Origin of the sequence: Methanolobus sp. ZRKC4 (genome assembly GCF_045291305.1) — an archaeon.
In the GTDB taxonomy this organism is placed as follows: domain Archaea; phylum Halobacteriota; class Methanosarcinia; order Methanosarcinales; family Methanosarcinaceae; genus Methanolobus.
This window is the reverse complement of the sequence record NZ_CP146983.1, coordinates 2,974,014-2,995,776: the sequence shown is the minus strand read 5'-3', so window position 1 is coordinate 2,995,776 and position 21,763 is coordinate 2,974,014. Positions and strand designations below refer to the sequence as shown.

The 21,763-nt window shown below is 42.5% G+C and carries 22 protein-coding genes; 11 read left to right on the top strand and 11 right to left on the bottom strand.

Going from position 1 to position 21,763, the window contains the following annotated elements:
- The first annotated feature begins 263 nt into the window (after positions 1 to 263).
- Both V7O67_RS14730 and V7O67_RS14725 read left to right on the top strand, forming a co-directional pair.
- Positions 264 to 968, top strand: a complete 705-nt coding sequence (locus V7O67_RS14730) for an RNA ligase partner protein (RefSeq protein ID WP_406670383.1) — start codon at positions 264 to 266, stop codon at positions 966 to 968.
- An 80-nt stretch (positions 969 to 1,048) separates the two neighbouring features.
- Entirely contained in the window at positions 1,049 to 2,263 is a 1,215-nt protein-coding gene (locus V7O67_RS14725; protein WP_406671498.1) for a methionine adenosyltransferase, read from the top strand.
- Positions 2,264 to 2,265: 2 nt separating this feature from the next.
- On the opposite strand, the gene V7O67_RS14720 is transcribed toward V7O67_RS14725, so the two are convergent.
- The 3 genes from V7O67_RS14720 to V7O67_RS14710 form a co-directional block, all read right to left on the bottom strand.
- Entirely contained in the window at positions 2,266 to 3,117 is an 852-nt protein-coding gene (locus tag V7O67_RS14720) for a geranylgeranylglycerol-phosphate geranylgeranyltransferase (protein WP_406670382.1), read from the bottom strand.
- An 8-nt stretch (positions 3,118 to 3,125) separates the two neighbouring features.
- Positions 3,126 to 4,046: a quinolinate synthase NadA gene (nadA, locus tag V7O67_RS14715; RefSeq protein ID WP_406670381.1), complete on the bottom strand. Its 921-nt coding sequence runs from the start codon at positions 4,044 to 4,046 to the stop codon at positions 3,126 to 3,128.
- Between the two features lie 85 nt (positions 4,047 to 4,131).
- Entirely contained in the window at positions 4,132 to 4,947 is an 816-nt protein-coding gene (locus V7O67_RS14710) for an aspartate dehydrogenase (protein WP_406670380.1), read from the bottom strand.
- A 129-nt stretch (positions 4,948 to 5,076) separates the two neighbouring features.
- Between V7O67_RS14710 and nadC the strand changes: the two genes are divergently transcribed.
- From nadC to V7O67_RS14685, 5 genes are all read left to right on the top strand, one after another.
- Positions 5,077 to 5,901, top strand: coding sequence for a carboxylating nicotinate-nucleotide diphosphorylase (gene nadC / locus V7O67_RS14705; protein ID WP_342306455.1), 825 nt, complete (start codon positions 5,077 to 5,079; stop codon positions 5,899 to 5,901).
- A gap of 135 nt (positions 5,902 to 6,036) precedes the next feature.
- The gene (locus tag V7O67_RS14700) at positions 6,037 to 7,299 is read left to right on the top strand and encodes a BatD family protein (protein WP_406670379.1); all 1,263 of its coding nucleotides are present in this window, start codon (positions 6,037 to 6,039) and stop codon (positions 7,297 to 7,299) included.
- A gap of 76 nt (positions 7,300 to 7,375) precedes the next feature.
- Entirely contained in the window at positions 7,376 to 8,482 is a 1,107-nt protein-coding gene (locus tag V7O67_RS14695) for a cell division protein FtsZ (protein WP_406658247.1), read from the top strand.
- A 208-nt stretch (positions 8,483 to 8,690) separates the two neighbouring features.
- Positions 8,691 to 9,335, top strand: coding sequence for an ABC transporter ATP-binding protein (locus V7O67_RS14690; RefSeq protein ID WP_342306456.1), 645 nt, complete (start codon positions 8,691 to 8,693; stop codon positions 9,333 to 9,335).
- Between the two features lie 4 nt (positions 9,336 to 9,339).
- Positions 9,340 to 9,780, top strand: a complete 441-nt coding sequence (locus tag V7O67_RS14685; protein WP_342304131.1) for a PPC domain-containing DNA-binding protein — start codon at positions 9,340 to 9,342, stop codon at positions 9,778 to 9,780.
- Positions 9,781 to 9,792: 12 nt separating this feature from the next.
- On the opposite strand, the gene V7O67_RS14680 is transcribed toward V7O67_RS14685, so the two are convergent.
- Positions 9,793 to 10,176 (bottom strand): transcriptional regulator, encoded by a 384-nt coding sequence (locus V7O67_RS14680; RefSeq protein WP_406670378.1) that lies wholly within the window; start codon positions 10,174 to 10,176, stop codon positions 9,793 to 9,795.
- A 143-nt stretch (positions 10,177 to 10,319) separates the two neighbouring features.
- Between V7O67_RS14680 and eno the strand changes: the two genes are divergently transcribed.
- Positions 10,320 to 11,594 (top strand): phosphopyruvate hydratase, encoded by a 1,275-nt coding sequence (gene eno, locus V7O67_RS14675; protein WP_406658242.1) that lies wholly within the window; start codon positions 10,320 to 10,322, stop codon positions 11,592 to 11,594.
- 22 nt (positions 11,595 to 11,616) lie between these two features.
- Here eno and larA read toward each other — a convergent pair whose 3' ends face one another.
- A complete protein-coding gene (larA, locus tag V7O67_RS14670; RefSeq protein WP_406671495.1) occupies positions 11,617 to 12,855 on the bottom strand; it encodes a nickel-dependent lactate racemase in 1,239 nt (412 codons plus the stop codon).
- Positions 12,856 to 13,002: 147 nt separating this feature from the next.
- On the opposite strand from larA, the gene V7O67_RS14665 reads away from it, so the two are divergent.
- The 3 genes from V7O67_RS14665 (at position 13,003) to V7O67_RS14655 (ending at position 15,515) form a co-directional block, all read left to right on the top strand.
- Complete coding sequence (locus V7O67_RS14665) at positions 13,003 to 13,629, top strand: LysE family translocator (protein WP_406670377.1); 627 nt, start codon at positions 13,003 to 13,005, stop codon at positions 13,627 to 13,629.
- An 80-nt stretch (positions 13,630 to 13,709) separates the two neighbouring features.
- Complete coding sequence (locus V7O67_RS14660; protein WP_406670376.1) at positions 13,710 to 14,879, top strand: ABC transporter permease; 1,170 nt, start codon at positions 13,710 to 13,712, stop codon at positions 14,877 to 14,879.
- A 219-nt stretch (positions 14,880 to 15,098) separates the two neighbouring features.
- Positions 15,099 to 15,515 (top strand): inorganic diphosphatase, encoded by a 417-nt coding sequence (locus tag V7O67_RS14655; RefSeq protein ID WP_342304137.1) that lies wholly within the window; start codon positions 15,099 to 15,101, stop codon positions 15,513 to 15,515.
- Positions 15,516 to 15,543: 28 nt separating this feature from the next.
- Here the strand turns inward: V7O67_RS14655 and V7O67_RS14650 are convergent, their stop codons facing one another.
- The 6 genes from V7O67_RS14650 to V7O67_RS14625 all read right to left on the bottom strand — a co-directional run bounded on the left by V7O67_RS14650 (position 15,544) and on the right by V7O67_RS14625 (position 21,746).
- A complete protein-coding gene (locus V7O67_RS14650) occupies positions 15,544 to 16,701 on the bottom strand; it encodes an ABC transporter permease (RefSeq protein WP_342304139.1) in 1,158 nt (385 codons plus the stop codon).
- Positions 16,702 to 16,719: 18 nt separating this feature from the next.
- Positions 16,720 to 17,823 carry a hypothetical protein gene (locus tag V7O67_RS14645; protein WP_342304140.1) on the bottom strand — a complete coding sequence of 368 codons (1,104 nt, stop codon included), beginning with the start codon at positions 17,821 to 17,823 and terminating at the stop codon, positions 16,720 to 16,722.
- A 155-nt stretch (positions 17,824 to 17,978) separates the two neighbouring features.
- The gene (locus V7O67_RS14640) at positions 17,979 to 19,160 is read right to left on the bottom strand and encodes an ABC transporter permease (protein WP_406670375.1); all 1,182 of its coding nucleotides are present in this window, start codon (positions 19,158 to 19,160) and stop codon (positions 17,979 to 17,981) included.
- Positions 19,157 to 19,834 (bottom strand): ABC transporter ATP-binding protein, encoded by a 678-nt coding sequence (locus tag V7O67_RS14635; RefSeq protein WP_342304142.1) that lies wholly within the window; start codon positions 19,832 to 19,834, stop codon positions 19,157 to 19,159. Before V7O67_RS14635 ends, V7O67_RS14640 begins: the two co-directional genes overlap by 4 nt.
- Positions 19,835 to 19,845: 11 nt before the next feature.
- Positions 19,846 to 21,126 carry a hypothetical protein gene (locus V7O67_RS14630; RefSeq protein WP_342304143.1) on the bottom strand — a complete coding sequence of 427 codons (1,281 nt, stop codon included), beginning with the start codon at positions 21,124 to 21,126 and terminating at the stop codon, positions 19,846 to 19,848.
- Positions 21,123 to 21,746 (bottom strand): Yip1 family protein, encoded by a 624-nt coding sequence (locus V7O67_RS14625; RefSeq protein WP_342304144.1) that lies wholly within the window; start codon positions 21,744 to 21,746, stop codon positions 21,123 to 21,125. The genes V7O67_RS14630 and V7O67_RS14625 overlap by 4 nt, the downstream gene beginning before the upstream one ends.
- Positions 21,747 to 21,763 lie beyond the last annotated feature (17 nt).

The following is a 21,763-nucleotide window of genomic DNA, read 5'->3' as shown; positions in this document are numbered from 1 at the left end:
TTTGTTTGAAAAGCAGGGCTCTAAAATATGTTTTTGCAATTATCAATATAGGCTCAAAATGACAATAATCCCAATGAATGGCATACATAATATTCAGAAACGAGTGCACTCTTAATTGAAAATGGAGTCACTATTAAAATATGAGGTAAGTACAGGAAACTACATCCATCTATTTTGGACTACCAAAAATACTTTAAGCCAACTCTACCCATCTATATATGCAGGGCAGGTAATCGAATCTGCCTCTACAGGAAGATAATCACATGCTAAGACAGCGTTTTGTTCTTGATACCACTGCATTGACAGATCTGCATGCCAGACAGAAGATGGGCATCGAAGACATGTGTGACGGGATGAGCAGAATTCTGGAGCTGATAGCTTCCTCAAGGCTGCAGCTTGGAATCAGTTGCTATGTACCTTTTCCTTCGGTGTACAATGAGCTGCGGGAGTTTGCACAGAATAACGGATGTGATCAGGATGCAATTGCAAAGATTGACACATGGCTTGTTAAGAAGGCTCCTGACAGGTATAATGTGCAAATACCTTCCAAGGTATTTCATGAGTATGTTTCTTACATGCGAGAGCGCATAAATAAAGGGATGGGAATTGCAGAAGAGACAATATGGGATTCTTCTACCGACTGTCTTTTTATCACTACCAAGGCCAGTGACAAGAAAGATATTGATGCTGATATTGAGAGGAGAGTTATAGGTGGATATATCGGCAAATTCAGGAATAAGTATCGCTCAGCAATGCGTTATGGAATACTTGATAGTGCTCCTGATATTGATGTACTCATACTTGCAAAGGAGCTGGATGCCGCGGTAGTTGCAAGTGATTTCGGGATACAGAAGTGGGCTGAAGAGCTGGGAGTGCGTTTTGTTCCTGCGAGTACGTTCCCTATGATACTGCAGGAATATCTGGAACATGTAGAATCATCTGGAATAATTCCTTCTGAAAATGAGTAGTTATTAATTCAATGCCATTCTAATTAAAATTACATATACTAACTGCCGATAGTGGTCAGTAATCTTTGGGAGGGGTTAAACTGAGAAACATAACAGTAGAAGAATTCAGAGCATCCTGTGCGACAGCACAGCAGCTTGAGATTGTTGAAAGAAAAGGACTGGGGCATCCTGACAGTATCTGCGATGCAATAATGGATCAGATATCTGTAAATCTATGTAATGAATACCTTGAGAAGTTCGATACGATCTTACATCATAATACGGATAAATGCCTGCTTGTCGCCGGGGAAACTGCTGGAATCTTTGGTGGGGGTATTGTAGTTGAACCCATGCGTCTTGTTATTGGTGACCGTGCAACTTTCAAGGTAGAAGACACAGAGATCGATGTTGCCAATATAGCGGTGGATACTGCAAAAAGGTGGTTCGATGAGAAGCTACGTTTTGTGCAGCCGGACTTTATGGAATACCAAGTGGAGCTTAAGCCGGGTTCTGCGGAACTGACCGACATCTTCAGAAGAAAAGGGGAGGTCTTAGGTGCCAATGATACGTCTGCTGCAGTGGGATATGCTCCTCTGTCTTTCACTGAACAGGCAGTACTGGATATGGAAAAGCACCTGAACTCTGCCCAGTTCAAAGAAGAATATCCGGAATCAGGTGAAGATGTCAAGGTCATGGGCATAAGGCGGGATACAAAATTAGACATAACAGTTGCAATGCCACTGATCGACTCTTTTGTTGATTCCGAGCAACATTATTTCAATATGAAGAATGACCTTTTTGGAGCTATGAACGGATATCTGGTGTCTTACATGGAAGAGAAAGGTGTGCAGATGAACACATCTGTCTCGTTCAACAATCTTGACATGCCGGGTCGTGGAATGAAAGGAATATACACCACTGTCACAGGCACTTCGGCTGAAGATGCGGATTGTGGGCAGGTTGGTCGTGGAAACAGGGTAAACGGCATAATCCCGCTGAACCGGCCTGTAAGTAGTGAGGCTGCTGCCGGGAAAAATCCTGTGAGTCATGTGGGGAAGATATACAACATACTCTCGCACCGGATAGCTGACAGGATATATGCCAATGTGCCTGATGTGGAAGAGGCATATGTGTGGCTTCTGAGCGATATCGGTGCCCCGATTGATCAACCAAAGGTGGCTGCGGCACAACTCGTAATGAAAAAGGGATCAGTGGATTCAGTGGCAAAAGAAATAGAAGGTGTAATTGATTTCGAACTCGAACATATCCAGGATTTTTGTATGCAGCTTGCCAGGGGTATGATAACCGTTTATTGATATCAGACACCGGCTATGAAAGATATGAGTGCGAAGGCCATTGCCATCTTAAACATTTTTGATGACTTTGCCGGATCATTCTTCCCGAGTATCTGATAAACAGCAACGATAAAGAGCATGTCAGCTAAAGCAACTATGAACAGGTAGCGTATACCCATGAGTGATTGCAGATAAGGCAATGGGCTTGCAAGCACGGCAATAAGACCTATAGCAGATGCAAGATAGGCAGCCTTCTTTGGCCCGATGACTATGGGAAGGGTACGAGCACCGTCTTTAGTATCACCTTCGATGTCCTCTATGTCCTTTACGATTTCTCTGGCAACAGTTGCAAGAGTGGCAAGCAGGAATAGTACGAAAACGCTTTCAAGTCCACCTTTATCATAGAAAACGGCTCCTCCGAAGAGAAATGTAGAGCCTGTGAGATAGCCTACAGCAATATTTCCTAAGAGAGGCGTGCGTTTCAGGCTACTTGCATAATATATGAGTAAAAGAGAGTTGACAAGGGCAATAAAACCACATATCAGGTTTATAGATGCTGCTATAAGAGTGCCAATTGCAAAGAGTGCCAGTGAGAAATATAAGGCGGTCTTAAGACCTATCTTTCCGGAAGGTATGGGTCTGTCTGGTTTGTTGACACGATCTATCTCCACATCAAAATAATCATTGATGGCATTCCCTGCTCCGGTTACCATAAAAACAGTCAGGAATACCTTTGTTGCATCAAATATCGGAAACTGGGTGGAAAGCGGATTATTAGCTGCAACGATGTTGTAGGCTATAAACACTCCAATTATTGCGGCAATGGCTGCCATAAGGCAATTGCCCGAACGCATCAGTTTTAGGTACGCTTGCATACTATAGATTACCTGTTTCGTTTCACTTCAAGCATCCTGTCCAGTGTGTATTTTGCTTTCACTCTTACATCTTCGGGAACAGATATTATATGTTGCATCTTCTCAAGTGAGAGCAACAGGGCATTAAGGTCAATAGCCTTCATCTCGGGACAGATTGCGAACTCAGATGCATAGTAGAATTTCTTTTCGGGATTTTCCTTCTCCAGCCTGTGCAGGATACCTTTCTCGGTAGCTATGATAAATTCCTCTGTGGTGGATTTTTTGGCATAATCCAGCATCCCTGTGGTACTGAATATTCTGTCGGAGATGTCCAGAACATCCCTGCGACACTCGGGATGAGCAAGTACTTCGGCATCAGGATATTTTTCTCTCACACGTACGATATCACTGGCCAGTATCTGGTTGTGAGTAGGACAGTAACCTTCCCAGGGAATGATTTTCTTCGTGCTGTTTTGGGCCACATAGTCGGCAAGATTCTTGTCAGGTACAAAGAGTATTTCTTCTTCCTCGAGAGAGTTGACAACTTCAACGGCATTTGCAGAAGTACAGCAGATATCACTCTCTGCTTTGACCTCTGCAGTCGAGTTCACATAACAGACGACAGCTGCTTCCGGGTATTTTTTCTTTTCAGCCCTCAATGCTTCTGCTGTGACCATTGATGCCATGGGGCAACCGGCATGTATCTCAGGCAACAGCACTGTTTTCTGAGGACTCAGTATGGCTGCACTCTCCGCCATGAAATGTACTCCGCAGAATACTATTATATCTGCATCCTGCTGAACAGCCTGCTGGCTGAGTCCCAGGGAATCGCCGGTAAAATCAGCTATGTCCTGTATCTCTCCCCGTTCATAGTTATGAGCCAGAATCACAGCATTACGTTCTTTTTTTAACTCCTGTATCTTTTCAATGATATGTTGAGTGTCTTGCATTAGATCATAACCTTTTGTAAGTGACAATTCTGTCCATAAATCAATTTTATGAATATGTTGGAGATAGATTACTGTAATTTCCAGTTCATGTCCCAGTCTGGAACGGATTGGATATCTTTTTAAGGGTAGCTATGGCAGAAAGGGATGCAAGATAGCTGCTCTTTGGATTTGTAGGCGACGGAACATTCTCGACCCGTGTTGTAAACTCTCCGAATGCACCTTCAACGGATATTTCATGAATGTTACGTGTCAGTGCAGGATTTGCAACTATCCGTACTTTAGTTTTCTCAAAACCAAGACCTGCAAGGCTTAACGTTGCTGCAACGTTCACGTTGGCCGGGAAAGCTTTGACTGCTTCGCTTGCAGATCCTTCAAACAGGATGGTCTTGCTGGTAATTTTGTCAAGTTCGATTTTGTTCCTGATAATAAAAGGTGCACCTGCAAGTCCCCTGGGAGGTTTTTGTGTTGTCAGTGTAACTGAATATATATCCTCAACTGATGCCGACTTGATCCCGTCAAGACCCACAATTGCACCGGATGGCAGGTATACCTTGCAGTTGTTATCTATTGCCAGGTTCTCTATGGTCTTGCGAAGTTTTTCATCCGCAAAAGCCCCGACACTCATGACCATTACATCACAATGTGCCAGAAGTGCAGCGGGTATCACTTCATAGACTGCTTTCTGAGAGGCACACTCTACCAGGAGGTCTATTTGCTTGATCATTGTAGCAGGTTCTATTATCTGAGGGTTGGAGATTTTGAGGGTGGATAACAGTCTATCCACATCATCCTTATTCCTGTCATAGATGGCGACCAGTTCTGCCTTGATGATCCCGTCATCTATAGCTTTGCATATGCTTGTTCCAATAGTTCCGCAGCCGATTACTCCTATCCTAAGCATTCTGTTCTCCCGGAATTGCACAATCGATTGTCATTTTCATTACTGCTTATATTGATTGCTTAAGTAGATTTTCCTTAATACATTAAAAGCATATAAATCTCTTTACTGCACATACCCATAGGTAATATGATGTTCACACATGAAATAGAGAGTTTCCTTGAAGAGGATCTGGGATATAATGATATTTCCTGCAAGCTTGTTCCAGAAAGGCACGTAGAGGCTGTTATTTTCACGAAAGAGGACTGCACATTGGCAGGACTTGATGTTGCACGATCGTTCTTCGATTATTTAGGGGTAGTTTATACCACAAACTATCTGGATGGTGACAGTCTCTCAAAAAGTGATACAATATTTTCCTTAAGTGGGAGTTCTCTTTCTATTCTTAGGGCAGAAAGACTTGTCCTTAACTTCCTTGGTCATCTTTGTGGAGTAGCAACGAACACAAGAAGATGCGTAGACATAGCACGTAAATATTCGGATGTAAAGATAGCATGCACAAGGAAGACGACACCGGGACTTCGCAAATATGAGAAAATGGCAGTGATTGCAGGTGGTGGTGACTCTCACAGATTCAACCTTTCAGATACTATAATGATAAAGGACAACCACGTGAAAATGATGGGTGTGGAAGGTGCTCTGTTATCTGCTAAGGAAAAGGCAGGTTTCACACAGAAAATAGAGGTTGAGGTTGAATCTGCTGCAGATGCCCTGACGGCTGCAAGAGCAGGTGCTGATATTATCATGCTTGACAATATGGGTCCGGGTGCGGTCATTGACACTGTGGAAACGTTGAAAAGATCATCGATACCTGAGCACATTATAATAGAGGTCTCTGGTGGTATCAATACAGATAATCTGGAAGAATACGCAAAGACCGGGGTCGATGTAATATCCATGGGTTCTCTTGTTCATCAGGCTCGATGGATAGATGTCAGTCTTGAACTAATTATATGACCGATTTGCGAAACATATATCGATAAATGTTTGTTCTCACACAAATTTTAAAAACGATTATAATCATAAGATTTATATCAAAAACAGCGTATTTTACTGAAAAACAAAATCAAATTCTGATTACCTGAGGAAAATATGGTTCAACCCACTCGATTCTTTGTCATTTCTCTGTGTATGGTTATTTTCTGTCTGGCAACGGCTGGAAATGCCTCCGCAGCGGTAGAGTTGTACAATGGTACCATTACAATGGGTGATGGGTACCAGATAAACAATTTTGTCATCGATGTTACAGACGCCTTTCCCAGTGCAGAGTCCGCCTCATTCTATGTGTATAACAATGGAAATAAGGTTGATGATTTTCTTGTAAATGAGGATAGTTCTTATGAATTTGATTTTGAAGATGATGCTACAATAGATATCACTCTCATATCAGTTAGTAGCGGAACTCTTCCTGTGGTCAGGGTTTCCATAGTCCTTAACAACTATAATGTTGGCGATGTCTATGAAAGTGGAACTATTGATGGTGGTTATAAGTATGCTATATATTCAGGTACTCCTGAACTTAAGATCACAAAGACAGTTGATACATCTCAACTCAATGTAGGTGATCTTGTACGTGTAACCGTAAATGTTGAAAATATTGGTGACGATGAGGCAACAGACGTTATCTTCCAGGATCCTCAGCAGGCAAAATTCTTGTTATATGAATCTTTTGTAAGCCAGACCGGAATCACGTCAGTTGAAGTGGGCGAATCCAAAACTATATTTGTTTATCAATTGAAAGCAACTGAATCAGGCACTTATACTCTTGCACCCACAACTGCCAGTTTTTCGAACACTGCCGGATTGGATTTCCCGCAGGCTTCATCAAATTCCCCTGTGATCACAGTGGGGGCAACTGAGGATATTGTGAATGCTGAGCTTGAATTCACAACAACCCTCGATAAATACACAGTTAATAGGAATGATGGCATCCATGGCACCATCAAGATCAAAAATACAGGGGATACTTCGGCAACAGGTGTGACAGTGAATATTCAGGTTCCTGAAGGTCTGGAACTTGAAGGTGGTCCTGGAATAGAAACTATCTCAGGTGTGCCAACAGTATATATGGAATCTTTCGGTGTTCAGCAGGAAAAAGAATTCTCTTTTACTTTAAAGGCTGCAGAAGTAGGCACCTATACTATCACTACCCAGAACAGTTACCTTTTCAGCAATGGTGTTGATGCTCAACTGCAGCAGGTCAGTTCGGACTCAGTGACAAACAAGATATTTGTTACAAAGGGAGAGTACGATCATCTTTTCGAGCAGCCTATCTATGTTTACCTGATTCCTTTGATTATAATCGGAGCCATAGCGGGTTGGATCTATCATAGGCACAAACAATATAAGTTCTAATCTATAGATTTATAACTAAAGGAAGCTATCATAAGATTTATCTGATTATAATTATATTATCATTTGGAGGACTTAGTTGCTCAACGTACTTATCATCGGAAACGGGCAGTGTGGAAACCGTATACTTGATGCTATCAACAGGGATGCTTTTGGAAAACAAAGCCGGTTTGCCAAGTTCTATTCCCAACAAAAATACAAAAGCAATGTTCAGACCATTGCTATAAACACTGCTATTAACGACCTTAAAGAAATGAAATTTACAAAGGCGAAGGATAGGATCCATATCCCGCACCTGCATGGTGTAGGTGCCAACAGGAATGTGGGAAAACATGTTTTTGAGGATAACAAAGCTCACATCATGAAGCAGATTGAGGAAAGAGGGAATTTTGATATTGCCTTCATTCTTACTTCTGCATCAGGTGGAACCGGCTCATCCTTCACCCCTATGCTTGTGAAAGAGTTAAAACAGAGGTTCGATTTCCCTGTTTATTCCCTGGTAGTTCTGCCTTTCAGGGAAGAAGGAACTCTTTATCTCCAGAATGCCGCTTTCTGTCTCAGGGACATACGCGAAAGTGGTGCGGACGGTATTATCCTTGCCGATAACCAATTCCTTAAACAGATGGGAGGAAATGTCGAATCCGCCTATAATGGTATTAATGACATGATTGCAAAGCGTCTTCTTTTCCTGCTGGATGCTCTTGACAGTGAAATGATGATGGTCACCGATCTTGGTGATTTCAAGACTGTCATGAGTGGTGGTGCAGGACTTGCAACAATAGGCTTCTTTGAAGCGGATTCCGATATGCCTATCCGGAGTGCTATAAGACAATCACTTTCTCCTTCCGGCCTGCTGTTCTCAACGGACGTTTATGAGGAAGCAAGCAGATCTATGGTCATCATTAAAGGTGACAGAAAATACCTGAGCATTGACGATATCTCATCCGAGGTTGAAAAGTTATCCAGTTCCGTAGGTCATGTTTTCAAGGGTATTATCGTGAGAAATGAGGAACTTCCCCAGGTGCTCACTGTGCTGACACTTGAATCTGCATCGGAGCTTGAGAACCTGTATTCCATAGCAGTGGATGCTATAAACTATGAGAAACAGAAAAAGGAACGTGTAAACAACGACAAGGAAGTTGACCGTGCATTTTCACAGATAGATGGCATGGATCCTTCTTATTGAAGTCCCCTTTCCGTTATTTTTTTTATTGTGATACATTTCTGTTTTTGATTATTCGTGCAGTTGTTGCGGCTTGTATGCCTTTACCACTCGCTATGAAATCAAATACATTGAAATAGTCTAAACCTCAATAAAGGTATCAGAGGTTTTTATTTTGGCTGATGATAACAGGTCAGATATTATTCAGATACGTGGACTTTCCAAGGTATACATGAATGGAGTTGAAGTTCATGCTCTTGATGACGTAGATCTTGATATCAAAAGAGGTGAGTTCCTTTCTATTATTGGTCCATCAGGGTCTGGAAAAAGTACTCTTTTGCACATGATAGGTATTCTTGATACGCCGACTTCCGGTATGATTTCCATAGATGGGAGGGTAATTACCGAGATGTCAGAAAAAGAGAGATCCAAAGTGCGCAACGAAGTATTGGGTTTTATTTTCCAGTATCATCATCTTATGCCTGATTTCAATGCTCTTGAGAATGTTATGATGCCTCTTTTGATAGGTGGTATGAAAAACAAAGATGCAAAAAGGAAAGCTTCTGCTTTACTTGAAGAGGTTGGCTTGAGTGATCGTATGGAACACCTTCCTAGTCAGCTATCAGGTGGCCAGGCCCAGAGAGTTGCCATTGCCCGGGCTCTTGCCAATGATCCGGGTATAGTTATAGGTGATGAGCCCACAGGCAATCTCGATACGAAGGCAAGCGACATGATCTATGACCTGCTGCGAAAACTTAATCGTGATAGGGGACAGACCTTTATTCTTGTTACTCATGATGAGGAAATGTCCAAAAAGACCGATCGCATCATCAGGATCGTTGATGGTCGGATATCAGGAGATTCAATAGAAGGGTGAATTCATGGAATATTCAAAAGGAAATATCGGAAGGGTATTTACAGTTCGTCTGGACCAGGGAGATGATATTCTCTCAGAACTTGAAGGTCTGGCTGTCACAGAAGATATCAGGTCTGCGATGTTCATGATGCTCGGAGCTGTAAAAGAAGCAAGTCTTGTTGTAGGTCCGAAGACAAATGATGTTCCTCCTGATCCACAATGGGCAAAATTCAGCGATGCTCATGAGCTTATAGGTATTGGCAATATATTCCGGGAGGATGGTAAGCCAAAGATACACCTTCATGTAGCTGCAGGAAGGGGTGAATCTGTTAAAACAGGTTGCTTGCGCAGAGAAAGTGAGGTATTCATGGTTGTAGAGATATTTATCATGGAAATATCAGGAATCTCAGCTAATAGGGTATTTGATCCGAAAAGAGGTTTTGCCCCTGTAACATTTTCGGATTAAGAATAAACCCAATTAACCATTATTACTAAGTCCCTTGAGTTGCTCAAGGGCATCAACCATTTCCAGATTCTTCTTTAGGGCTTTAGACTCGAATGTCTTCACAATCTCTTCAAAAGGAACTATAAGCTTGTAATATTTTAAAGGCCTGCCTTTATCACTGTTCTTTTTCTCATTGCGTTCCTCTATCCACTTCCTGTCTCTGAGTGGACGCATCGCAATGCTAACCTCAGGTTGCCTGAGACCCGATGTTTTTTCTATATCCTGTGACGTTAATTCTTCTCCGCAGACCAGACAGGCTATGCATATGGATTCTGTTCGGGGTACGTTCAGTCCCTGTAGTAATTCCACGATTTCGTATCCTTTGCCGTCTAAAATATTAAGTTCCGGAGTTTTCATTTAACTACTATAATACTTTTAAGTTTATATAATTTGTGTGAATATAAATGGCATATTTTACTCAATACTATGCTCGGGTAGGAACGGTAACAATATATACGGTAATTGCAAAGTAGGTGTATAAATTAAAAAGGTGGATCAGGATGGCGTATATCAGCGAAGATTCTAAATATAAAATTCAAAAGATTCGTGCAAGGGAAATCTTGGACTCAAGAGGCAATCCGACGGTAGAAGTGGATGTTTATACACCGAGTGGTTTTGGCAGGGCAAGTGTTCCTTCCGGTGCTTCAACCGGGAGTAATGAAGCTCTTGAGTTGCGCGACAAGGAAGACCGCTACGGCGGAAAAGGTGTACTCGACGCAGTCGACAATGTAACCACAACCATTGAGAGTGAACTGCTGGGCATGGATGTCAGAAACCAGCGTGAGATCGATGGGCTGATGATTGCTCTTGATGGGACTGAAAACAAGATGGAGCTTGGTGCCAATGCAATACTCGGAGTTTCGATGGCTGTTGCAAAAGCGGCAGCTGATTCCCTGAATCTGCCTCTTTACAGGTACCTTGGCAGTGTTAATTCTTACACACTCCCTGTTCCAACGATGAATGTGCTCAATGGTGGTAAGCACGCAGGTAATGCGTTGTCCATTCAGGAATTCATGATACAGCCAAAAGGTGCTGATTCTTTTTCCGAAGCCCTGCGCATAGGTACTGAAACCTACCATGCCCTTGGCAAGGTCCTGGAATCCAAGTACGGTGCATCAGCCACGAATGTGGGTTATGAAGGCGGATATGCTCCTCCAATTGAAATGACCCATGATGCCCTTGATTCTCTTATTACCGCAATAGAAGAAGCAGGATATAGTGAGTCTGAGATATCTTTGGGTCTTGATGCTGCAGCATCAGAGTTCTTTGACGGCCAGAACTATTCCATAGATGGAAAAATGCTTCAGCCTGCTGAACTTATTGATTACTACCTGGATCTTATAGAGACATATCCTATAATCCTCATTGAAGATCCGTTCCATGAGGAATCTTTCGAGGACTTTGCAGCCCTCACGGCTGAGGCATGGGAAACTATCATCGTAGGTGATGATCTGTTCGTGACCAATGTTACACGCCTTGCAAAGGGTATAGAAATGTGTTCAGGCAATGCCCTTCTTCTTAAGGTCAATCAGATTGGTTCTATTTCCGAAGCTCTTGATGCAGCTCAAATGGCAATGCGTAATAGCTACAGTGTGGTTGTAAGCCACCGCTCGGCAGAAACGGAAGATTCTACCATCGCCGACATATCCGTAGCCATTGCTGCTGATCTTATCAAGACCGGAGCACCTGCAAGAGGTGAAAGAACTGCAAAGTACAACCAACTCCTCAGGATCGAAGAAGATCTTGGGGAAGTTGCACGTTACATGCAGCTCTAATTTCTTTTTTTATCTTTTTATTTTATTCCAGAAGAGGGACTGTCAGGCTACCCTGTGGCAGAATTACTGCATAGGGTTCTTTTCCCTGGCTTTTTATTTCCTCAACGGCCCTGTCAAAGGTTTCCTGTATGTTTTTGTAGGGTTCAAGCTTTGCTCTTCTGAGAGTATCTTCATCAAGGTCCGAAACTGCCCACATTTCGGCATAGATACCTATCTGTGCCATTTTAGCAGCTTTGTGATATCCAAGCTTGTAGCCTTCTTCTATCCTGCTCATTACATCTTTGCAGGTATTTGAGGAACAGAGCAGGTCGAGGAATGCATCGTCACCCACACCTTCCCTGCATTTGGATACCAGGATAATTATTCCTCCTTCTTCCAGTGCCAGCTTCCCGTTTTCAAGTGCCTTCTGGGACTGGTAAAGGTCAATGTCCATAGGATATGGCGCTGCTGTCAGTACAATATTTCCCTTTCTTTTGCACTTGGCACCAAACACTTCGTTAGCTTTCTCAACTGCAATATCAAAAGTCCTGAATAGGTCACCTGCGACCATTGCATACAGTCCGTGGTCTGCTGTCAGGACTGTCTGAATAGAGAAAATGTGCAAATCCTTCAGCACTTCCATAGCATCATCCATATCTTCGGCAACAGGATTATCTTTGATGGCCAGTGGCTTTGCAGCATCTGACAGTGCATGCTTGTGGTTCATCTCTATGGTCTTATACGCAGCAACCCCGGGAAGGAAAGATTTTCTTCCTCCGGTATAACCTGCGAAATAGTGAGGCTCCACACTACTGATGGCAATGATATTTTTACTTTCGTTTACCATCTTGTTGATATACATCTCCGTTCCATTGCTGGAGATTCCAAGATATTCCATGTCCTCGTCCCTGCGAGCATCATGGACGAATATTTTGTCCTTGAATTCCTCGTACATTTCCCCGAAAATATACATGAATTCATCTTCTGTCGGTCCCCTGTGTGCGCCCGTGGCCACCAGGAACCTGACATCATTGTGGTCCCTGAGGGCATCACGCATCTCAGCAAGCACCTTTGCTGTGGGTGTCGGTCTGGTTGCATCGTTAACCAGTATCAGTATCTTGTCACTTTTCTTTACAAAATCCCCAAGAGACTTCATTCCAACAGGATTGTTCAAAGACTCAGTGATAATGTCAGATTCATCTCCAACTTCTACATGGTTAGGTGCAATGACCTCATGAGGAATTTCCACATCAAGGTCTACGAATTCTTTTCCATAAGGTATCTGTATTTTGATAAAAACTCCTCCGCGGATATTGTTGTATCTGGATAGTTCATAATAGGAAGATTTATTTATAGAATTCTGTCTTCATATATGCAGGCATCAGAAATTTAATGTTCTATTCCTGATTTCCCGGAAATAGGTGAGTAATTGATAGAACCCACACAGCTCCTGTACTTTCTTGCAGCATCAATAGCTCTGACTTTGTTACCTGGTCCTGATATCATCTTTGTTCTCACAATGAGCATATCTCAGGGAAAGGCAGCCGGCATTGCAACGGCATCAGGCTTGTGTACAGGACTACTGTTCCACACTACAGCTGCAGCACTGGGTGTATCTGCCATTCTCTATAATTCAGCCCTGGCTTTCAGCATTCTGAAATATGCAGGAGCAATCTATCTTCTTTATCTTGCTTACAAAGCAATTCGCGAAGAAGGCGGTTTTGCATCCATGGAGAGCGTAAAAAAGACCGATCATTCCCTCCTTTACAGGAGAGGCATCTTCATGAATCTGCTGAATCCCAAAGTTTCTCTTTTCTTCCTTGCGTTCCTGCCTCAATTCGTAAATACAAATGCCGGAAGTGTTCCAACACAGATGATCTTCCTTGGGGCTGTATTCCTTGTCCAGGCTTTAGTTGTCTTTTTCATTGTATCTTTCTTTGCAGGTTTTATTGGCATCAAAATTATGGAAAGGCCGAATATGGGTAAACATATCAACAGGGCTAAAGCAGGAATATACTCATTCATCGCTGTGGAGCTTGCGCTTTCAAATCAGTAAATGAAATTCGGGTTATTCTTTTGTATATTCACGGAATAGTTATATTGTAACAGTCAAATCTCTTCCTAGGTAGCTGGTCCATGTATGAGTTGAGAATAGCCCTCAGGCACATAAGTGCACGCAAAAGACTCACATTCTTTGCTGTTTTTGCTGTAGCTCTGGCCATAGGGGTCATTGTTGTCCTGATGTCCATGATGTCTGGGTTCACTGAAGAGCTGATCTCCACCACAGTGGAGAATTCTCCGCATATTGTTGTGAGCTCAGCAGATCAGAAAGAGGATTATGTTCATTTCTACAATTATTACTCTGGGCAGATAGCTGCTATGGATGGAGTCGAGGCTGTGTCTCCTGTATTCATTGGGCAGGCGGCTATAAGCCATAAGGATAATGCAGAGGGCATTAATCTCAATGGAATTGACCCAATTGCAGAAGATGCTGTTATGCGCATATCTGATGACATTGTTTCAGGTGATCTCTTTGCTCTTGGTAGGAGTAATAACGGTATAGTGATTGGTGACAGGCTTGCAGAAGATCTTGATGTTGTCACAGGACAAAATGTTGACATTGTCATGCCGGGGTTTGGAGCTTCATCCTACAAAATAATAGGCATATTCAGCAGCGGAACTCCGAACGATGAAAGCATTGCTTACATTCGGTTTGACTCTGCCCTGGATTTCTTTGATGAGAATGGTGTTGCAAGCAAGATCAATATAAGGGTTGTCGATCCTTTCCAGGCTGATACAATTGCAAGTTCTATAGAATCGGAGACTGGTCTTGATGCGGTAAGCTGGATCGAGGCTAACAGTGAGATACTCGAACTGCTTAATACTCAGCAGGTGATCGTATGGCTGTTCTACGGGCTTATCTATGCGATAGCTGGTTTTGGGGTTGCCAATACTCTTATCACCGTGGTAATGGACAAGAAAATGGAAATTGGAATGCTAATGGCGATGGGTGCTTCGAAAAAGCATATAACCAGAATCTTCCTGCTGGAATCGCTGATAATGGGGACTATGGGTGTTTTAGTTGGTTGTGTTCTCGGTTATTTAGGTTCAACTGCGCTGTCCTCATATCAAATAGACCTTCCTCAGGAGATGTACTTCGGTCTGACAACTCTTCCGCTTAAAACTGATATCATGAACTATGCTTATGCAATCATCTTCTCATTCCTGATTAATATCGTTGCAGCCGTCTATCCTGCAAGGCGTGCTTCAAGACTTGATCCTGTTGAAGCGATTGAAAGTGCATGATCGTTCTTGTCTTTCTAACTAAAGCATAAAAGTTTGTTCGTATATGGACGAAAGGTATATATATACAAAAGACGTTTGTGTAATTGCGAACGGGTTTATTTTTAGGTCTATTTATTAGTACCTCTCCAATACACTCCAACCACCATACCTGTACATTCAACCCCCCCTTTGCCCGTTCGCATCCCTATGTTTTTTTATAAAGCGTACCAATAACGTTTCATGAAGATTGTGATCGAGACGCCGAAATACAGTTTTTTTAAATATAATAAAAAAGGATCACAGTTCGTCAAAGAATTCCTGTCACCTATACCGACAATATTCAATTATGGTTTTATTGAAGGGAGCATTGCCGATGATGGCATGGAAAAAGATGTGATGGTGATAGGTCCCCGAATGCCACAAGGTGCAGTTTTCGAAGTGATGAAAACAGATGGTCTTGTCCGTTTCATTGATGATTCTCTTGTGGATAACAAAGAGATAGTCTATTTAGAAGGTTCCTTCTCAAAACCAGTCTTTTACTTTTACTTTCATCTCTATGCAACATTCAAGATAATGTACTATCTTATTCTCAAAAAAAAGATGTCAGTTTGCAGATTCGAGGGAATTGTCTGGTACAACGGGGAGCCGGAAAAATAACATTAAGCTGGGACAGTGTTTGTTCTATTTATCTTGTAGATATAGCTTCAACCGGGTCAAGACTGGCCGCCCTTTGTGCAGGATAAATGCCTGCGATGAGGTTCAGTAAAAATACAATTGTGATTATTGTCAGTACATCTTTGATCCTTACAACCACCGGTATGGAGTCCAGGCCGTATACGCCTTCAGGAAGCGGGTAACTTCCGATCGATAGTGCCAGTGCAACTCCTGCCAGTGTTCCAAAAACTGCACCTGCAAGGCCAAGTATTCCGCTTTCAATCAGGAATATGAATCTGATATTTGATTTCGTGGCACCCATTGCCAGCAGTATTCCAATCTCTTTCACTTTTCCCATTACTACCATATTCAGTGTGCTTACAACCCCGAAGGAGGCTATAAGGAGAATGAATCCAAGTGTCACATTGTTCGATACGGTCTCAATGGCAATGGTTCTCAATATTTCCGGGTTGTTCACAGTCCATCCTGCAGCATTGTAACCATTATCTTCGATTATCTGTGCTATCTCCCTGTCCCGGTTGAAATCCTCTAACCTCAGGGATATGCCGTTTATGACATCCTGAATATCGTAAAAATCCTGTGCTGCTTTAAGTGAAATATATGTCAGGCTTTCATCCAGTGACGTTCCGGTATCGTAGATTGCTATAACTCTCAGTGAAACCGGGTTTGAATTGGGGAATGATACTTCCACGCTGTCTCCAATGTCCAGCTCCATATCCTCTGCAAAGGTGTCTCCTATAACGATACTCGTATCGGAATATGTAAGTTCATCGAAGTTCCCTTTTATAATATCTTTTTTTGTATGGGCAACCGCATCTTCCTGCGATGGAATTATTCCCTTCATGGCAGCGTTTTTGGTATTGTCCTTGAATTTGAAAGAAGCCTCACCTATGAGGTAGGGTGATGAGGCAACAACACCATCGATACCATTGATCTTTTCGACAATGTTCTTGTAGAGATGGATGTAGTCTTCTCCATCCTGGGGTGAAACCACAACGTGGGGAAGGTTATTAACAGTCTTACTGTAAAGTTCCTGTGTAAATCCTGCCATGAATGACTGGGATACCATCAGGATCATAACAGCTATTCCGATGGCTGCAACTGAGAGAATTGTCTGTCTTTTTCTTGCTTTTATATGGCGCAGCGCAATGAATAATTCATATCGCATCGGTCACAACCTTCGATGTTATTCTCGCCTGAATACTGCTGCAGTAATTACAATGATGGCCAGGGTGGCAGGAATCATGAACCCGGGAGATTGCTCTGCATCTTCAGTAGTTGTGTTAGTCGGTTCAGCTGAAGGTTCATAGTCCGATTCGATGATGCTTTCTTCAACATCAAGTGTGTCCCCGTCATTGCCGATAACTTCAATCACAAGTGCATATACCCCGCTGGTGAGACGCTCGTCCCATATTGTTTCAACAGTTTCATCGTCTCCATTGAGAAGGACGGGTGACTTCTTTATAACGGATTCAATTACAGTTTCACTATTGTCTTCCTGCTTTGATACTGTAAATCTAACTGTGCCAGTAAAAGGGACCTGCGATATACCGTCAATGGTTGCACTGGCTCCAATATCATCTTCATATGTGTCACTGATAAAGACATCATCTGTTGCCATGAAATCCTCGGTAAGGGCAATATAATTCACAGAAGGTGAGTACATTTTGACTTTGACCCTTCCGATGTACTCCTTATTGTTCTCAAGCAGCACGTTCCAGTCCTTACTTACTTCCATTGGCTGCGTGTGTACAGATATCTTTTTCTCAGTACCCGAATAGATCACATCAGAACCGTCCATAAGCATGTATTCTACATCAACGAGCACAGCTTTCTGCGGTGTTATCATTACACTGAAACCCTGCGAGTTGGGTACCAGATCATCAACTGTGATCCTTGGTATGGTCTGCCTTCCGTTAACAAAATGATGTATATTCTCATGGATGGTGCATCCATCTTTTGAGATAATGCTCTTTACAGTGTATTTTCCATCACCTTTGTTGTCGGTGTTCCACTCAAATGCTTTAATTATATCTGAGCCGGGTGAGATACTGTCTATGGTAAAAGATTTCCTGTCCAGCATGCTGCCTTCATGTTCAATGTAGACCTCAAGTTCCATCCCGCTGACCTGTTCAGAGCTGTGCAATGTTATGTCACATGTCTCAAGATCCGAGTAGATGTCGATGATGCCAATATCGTAGGTATCTGATGCACAATCTATTGCAAAAGAAGGGCTTGTAAGGGTTATTATCAGTAGGATAGCTGTCAGGGACAAAAAAGCAGATCTCATATCATGGCTCCTGTATTTAAATAAAGTTATTTTTGATACTATTTATAGCAATCTGTGAACTCAATTGATATCTTTTTCGAACTTGCTTTTTTGAGGCTGGAAAATGACAGTATTATCAGGACGTGAAATGATGAATGCACACCTGCATATGTGCATCATTCATATCTCAATGCGTCCAGTGGCTTCATTCTTGAAGCCTTCAATGCAGGGTACATGCCGCCTACAAGGCTTGTTGCAATACCGAAGAAGAAACCTTCCATTACGTATAGCATGCTGGAAAATGTGAACAGGTATGAAGTGTCCTTCACTACCAGTAGCATTACCAGATAGCTGCCGCCAACTGTGAGCATTGCTCCTGCTGTGCTGGCGATTACTCCAAGGAACAGTGCTTCCAGAAGGAACATCTTGAGTATGTCTTTCCTGGATGCACCCACTGCTTTCATGACTCCTATCTCTTTGGTACGCTCCATGGTTGACATGAGCATCACGTTGAGGATACTTACGCCTGCCACCAGCAGGGATATTGAGCCGATTCCCATGAGAAAGAGGGAGATTGCATCAAAAACACCATCAATACTTTCTGTTATCATATTGGTGGCAAAGATCATGATAAGTTCATCTTTCTTATTTATCCTGTCTTCAATTTCATCTGAAACAGCATCGATCTCGTCTATATCTTTTACAATTACAATGGCCTGATCATAACCTTCATCGGCATTAGGATATAATTTATCATACATCGCCGAGGAAGTGAATATACCGCTGTCCGTATCGATATCAAATCCAAGTCCTCTTTCCTTGAGTATTCCGACAACTCTTAACTTCGAGTCGTCTATCTCTATTTTCTGCCCGGGGCTAAGTTCCAGGTTACTGGCCACACTTGAGCCGACAACACAATCTGTTGACCCTGATTTGAAATAACGTCCTTCTTCCAGCTCAACAAGTTTTTCAAGATCATCTCTTTCAATATTGTAAACTGCAACGAACGACTGTACAGTGCTTCCACCGTTTCTATACTCGACCAGCTCTCCACTGGATGCCACGGGGATTATACTTTCAATGTTCCCTACCTTTTGCATCTGGTCGATCTGCTTGTCAGTGATAGAATCCTCTCCCGGAGCAGGGGAAACTACGAGTTTGTCTCCGATATCTGCAAATGAATCAGTGACCGAGAGTTTCAGGCTGTTACCAAGGATTCCCATTGAAGATATTGCAATAACCCCTATTATGATGCCGATAGCTGCGAGTATTGTACGTACTGACTGCCGTTTGAGGTTCCTTTTTGCCAGTTCGGCATACATGTTGTTTTTGAGCACGTTGGGATGCTTTATTTTCATTCCAAAACCTCCCCATCCTGTATATTTATGGTTGTGTGGGAATATTCTTCCAGTTTAGGGTCGTGCGTGACTACGATAACAGTCGTTCCTGTACCATTGAGTTCCTTTAACAATTCCATTATGTTGTGTCCGGTCTTAGTATCCAGGTTTCCTGTAGGCTCGTCTGCAAGCAGTATTGGTGGGTCGTTTGCCAGTGCCCTTGCAATTGCGACCCTCTGCTGTTGTCCACCGGACATCTCATTTGGTTTGTGATCTGCAAATTCCAGTGGAAGATCTGCTTTTTTTAGTGCCTCAAGAGCTTTTTTCCTTCTTTTCTCAGTGGATGCTCCATTGAATATCATAGGAATCTCAACATTCTCCAAGGCTGTAAGGGTCGGTATGAGGTTGAATTGCTGGAAAATAAAACCTATATTGTTTCTACGGATGGCTGTAAGGCCATCATCATCCAGTTTAGACAGGTCTACATTATTGACCTTCACTTTACCGGATGTGGGAAGATCAAGGCAGCCGATCATATTCAAAAGAGTACTTTTACCAGAGCCGGATGATCCCATAATTGTGACAAAGTCACCTTTTTCAATTGAAAAGCTGACTCCGTTAAGGGCATATATCTTGTTCTTTCCGAGAGTGTATATGCGGGCTACATCTTGCAGTTGTACTATGGGATGTTGCATGTAAGCACCGCTTATTCAAGGGAGGAATCCTCGTCGGGAATTTCGTTGTTTTCTTCCCCATCCTCTTCTTCATTTTCTTCATCCCTGCGTTTTTTCCATGAGTATCCTATAACAGCTACAATACCAATAGCAATTAGTCCTGCAATTAACCAGGTCCCCAGTGAGCTTCCTTCATCCTCGCTGTTTGAATAGGTGTTTCCTGCTTCCATTGATATTTCCTGGGAAATAGCAGTGTAAGCATTGTCCGGGTCACGGAATTCGATGAGTACTGGTATAGCAGAAATGTTCCCTGACGTTACCTGAGCACTGAGGTCAAAGCTGCTGAAGTCATCTGCTTCCAGAGTACCGATGAAATAATTGGCATAGGGCTGCATGGGTTCCACACCATCGACATCATCTATTGATACCATCACATTCTTTGCATCCGTAATGCCAAAGTTGTTCAGGTCACCTGAGATGGTGTATTTGTTACCTGCCTTTTCGATCTCAATACCGGTGAACACAAGTGGTGATTGTTTTATTATTCTTACATCCTTAGCTGCCGTATCGGAGTTATGTAGATTGTCCCCGTTGAAATAGGAGGCTGAGAATGAGACTTCACTGTATCCTTCTTCGCTGGTCATTGTGTTCAGGGTGAATGTGGCAGTTGACTTGTTTCCTTCCCGGATGCTGCCAACAAAATAATCTGACGGACTGAATGTCATACCTTCTGCATATGGTGTTACAATGACACTTGTGATGTCGTTTGGTCTTCTGTTAACTACATCAACGCTTACTGTGGAAACCTCGTTCATCAGGGTTGAAGGGAAATTGGACAATATTACCTTGACATTCCTGTCGTCCACTTTTACAGGTATGCGGTAGTTAAGGTCATACATGTTGCTGCCACCAACTATTATAAGGTCCATGAAATGCACACCGTTTGTAGCATTCTCCTTGACTTTGATATTGAATGTGAGTTTCAGAGTATCTCCCGGACCAAGTAGTCCGACATCGGTATAACTCTTATCAAGTATCTCCAGACCACTGTTGCCATCAAGACTTGCACTGGCAATATATGCATTCATATCCAGTGTCTCTTCATCCTCTTCAACATATATCTCTCCGGTTGCCATGTTCTCAAGGGTGACTGTGATAGTTCCCATGTCACCAGGCATGAATACCTCAGGTTCGATATCGTAATCAAGGGTTAGTGTAGGTCTGATCTCTGTAGTTGCAGACCCGCTAAATGAAAAAGTGGCCAGAAGTATCATAGCCAGAACGAATATTTTGATCATATTTTTCACTATCATACACCAAGGAGTTTTAGGTTTAACAATGTGTAAACTACATATATTAATACCGGAATTCCCACGGTCATTGCTGCATTCTTAAGGCTGAGATTTCTTGAGTACAGGAGTCCGAATACCCAGATATTAGCACTCCATAGCAAAAAGATGACTCCGAGTATCCCCGCAATTCTCATGGAGGGGTCTGATAATATCGCTTCCTGCAACAACTCAGGGTCTGTCATACTAAAATCAATATTTGAAAAGACCTTGTTCGTGAAATAGAGGTTTATTATGCCACCAGCTATACTTGGAATCAGTCCATAGGAAACGAATTCCATCACTCTTTTGAAATCACCTTCACCGTGGAAGATCAACGAGACAATATAGAACACTGCACTGTATAATATCCATGTGATGATAGTACCAATTATGGCTCCTATTACTGCAACTACCGCTCCAATACCTGCAAAAGCTGCCGCTTCATTCGGGAGGAATTCCATTACTTTCATCACTGCTACATAAGCACTAATGGCTCCTACCACTGCCAATAAGCCTACTATAATTAGTGGATTCTTCCACTCGATATCCTGATTGATCTTTCTATTGAAAAACCTGTTTGGGTTAGTTAATACTTCCAACATCCTTTCCACATCCTATG

Bases quoted from the DNA above. Each gene is read 5' to 3' on its own strand.
- V7O67_RS14650 (WP_342304139.1), bottom strand. From the start codon at position 16,701: ATGCGATATGAATTATTCATTGCGCTGCGCCATATAAAAGCAAGAAAA.
- V7O67_RS14635 (WP_342304142.1), bottom strand. From the start codon at position 19,834: ATGCAACATCCCATAGTACAACTGCAAGATGTAGCCCGCATATACACT.
- V7O67_RS14710 (WP_406670380.1), bottom strand. From the start codon at position 4,947: ATGCTTAGGATAGGAGTAATCGGCTGCGGAACTATTGGAACAAGCATA.
- V7O67_RS14630 (WP_342304143.1), bottom strand. From the start codon at position 21,126: ATGATAGTGAAAAATATGATCAAAATATTCGTTCTGGCTATGATACTT.
- eno (WP_406658242.1), top strand. From the start codon at position 10,320: ATGGCGTATATCAGCGAAGATTCTAAATATAAAATTCAAAAGATTCGT.
- V7O67_RS14655 (WP_342304137.1), top strand. From the start codon at position 15,099: ATGAAGATTGTGATCGAGACGCCGAAATACAGTTTTTTTAAATATAAT.
- nadA (WP_406670381.1), bottom strand. From the start codon at position 4,046: ATGCAAGACACTCAACATATCATTGAAAAGATACAGGAGTTAAAAAAA.
- V7O67_RS14700 (WP_406670379.1), top strand. From the start codon at position 6,037: ATGGTTCAACCCACTCGATTCTTTGTCATTTCTCTGTGTATGGTTATT.
- V7O67_RS14730 (WP_406670383.1), top strand. From the start codon at position 264: ATGCTAAGACAGCGTTTTGTTCTTGATACCACTGCATTGACAGATCTG.
- V7O67_RS14625 (WP_342304144.1), bottom strand. From the start codon at position 21,746: ATGTTGGAAGTATTAACTAACCCAAACAGGTTTTTCAATAGAAAGATC.
- V7O67_RS14690 (WP_342306456.1), top strand. From the start codon at position 8,691: ATGAATGGAGTTGAAGTTCATGCTCTTGATGACGTAGATCTTGATATC.
- V7O67_RS14645 (WP_342304140.1), bottom strand. From the start codon at position 17,823: ATGAGATCTGCTTTTTTGTCCCTGACAGCTATCCTACTGATAATAACC.
- V7O67_RS14680 (WP_406670378.1), bottom strand. From the start codon at position 10,176: ATGAAAACTCCGGAACTTAATATTTTAGACGGCAAAGGATACGAAATC.
- nadC (WP_342306455.1), top strand. From the start codon at position 5,077: ATGTTCACACATGAAATAGAGAGTTTCCTTGAAGAGGATCTGGGATAT.
- V7O67_RS14640 (WP_406670375.1), bottom strand. From the start codon at position 19,160: ATGAAAATAAAGCATCCCAACGTGCTCAAAAACAACATGTATGCCGAA.
- V7O67_RS14660 (WP_406670376.1), top strand. From the start codon at position 13,710: ATGTATGAGTTGAGAATAGCCCTCAGGCACATAAGTGCACGCAAAAGA.
- V7O67_RS14685 (WP_342304131.1), top strand. From the start codon at position 9,340: ATGGAATATTCAAAAGGAAATATCGGAAGGGTATTTACAGTTCGTCTG.
- V7O67_RS14720 (WP_406670382.1), bottom strand. From the start codon at position 3,117: ATGCAAGCGTACCTAAAACTGATGCGTTCGGGCAATTGCCTTATGGCA.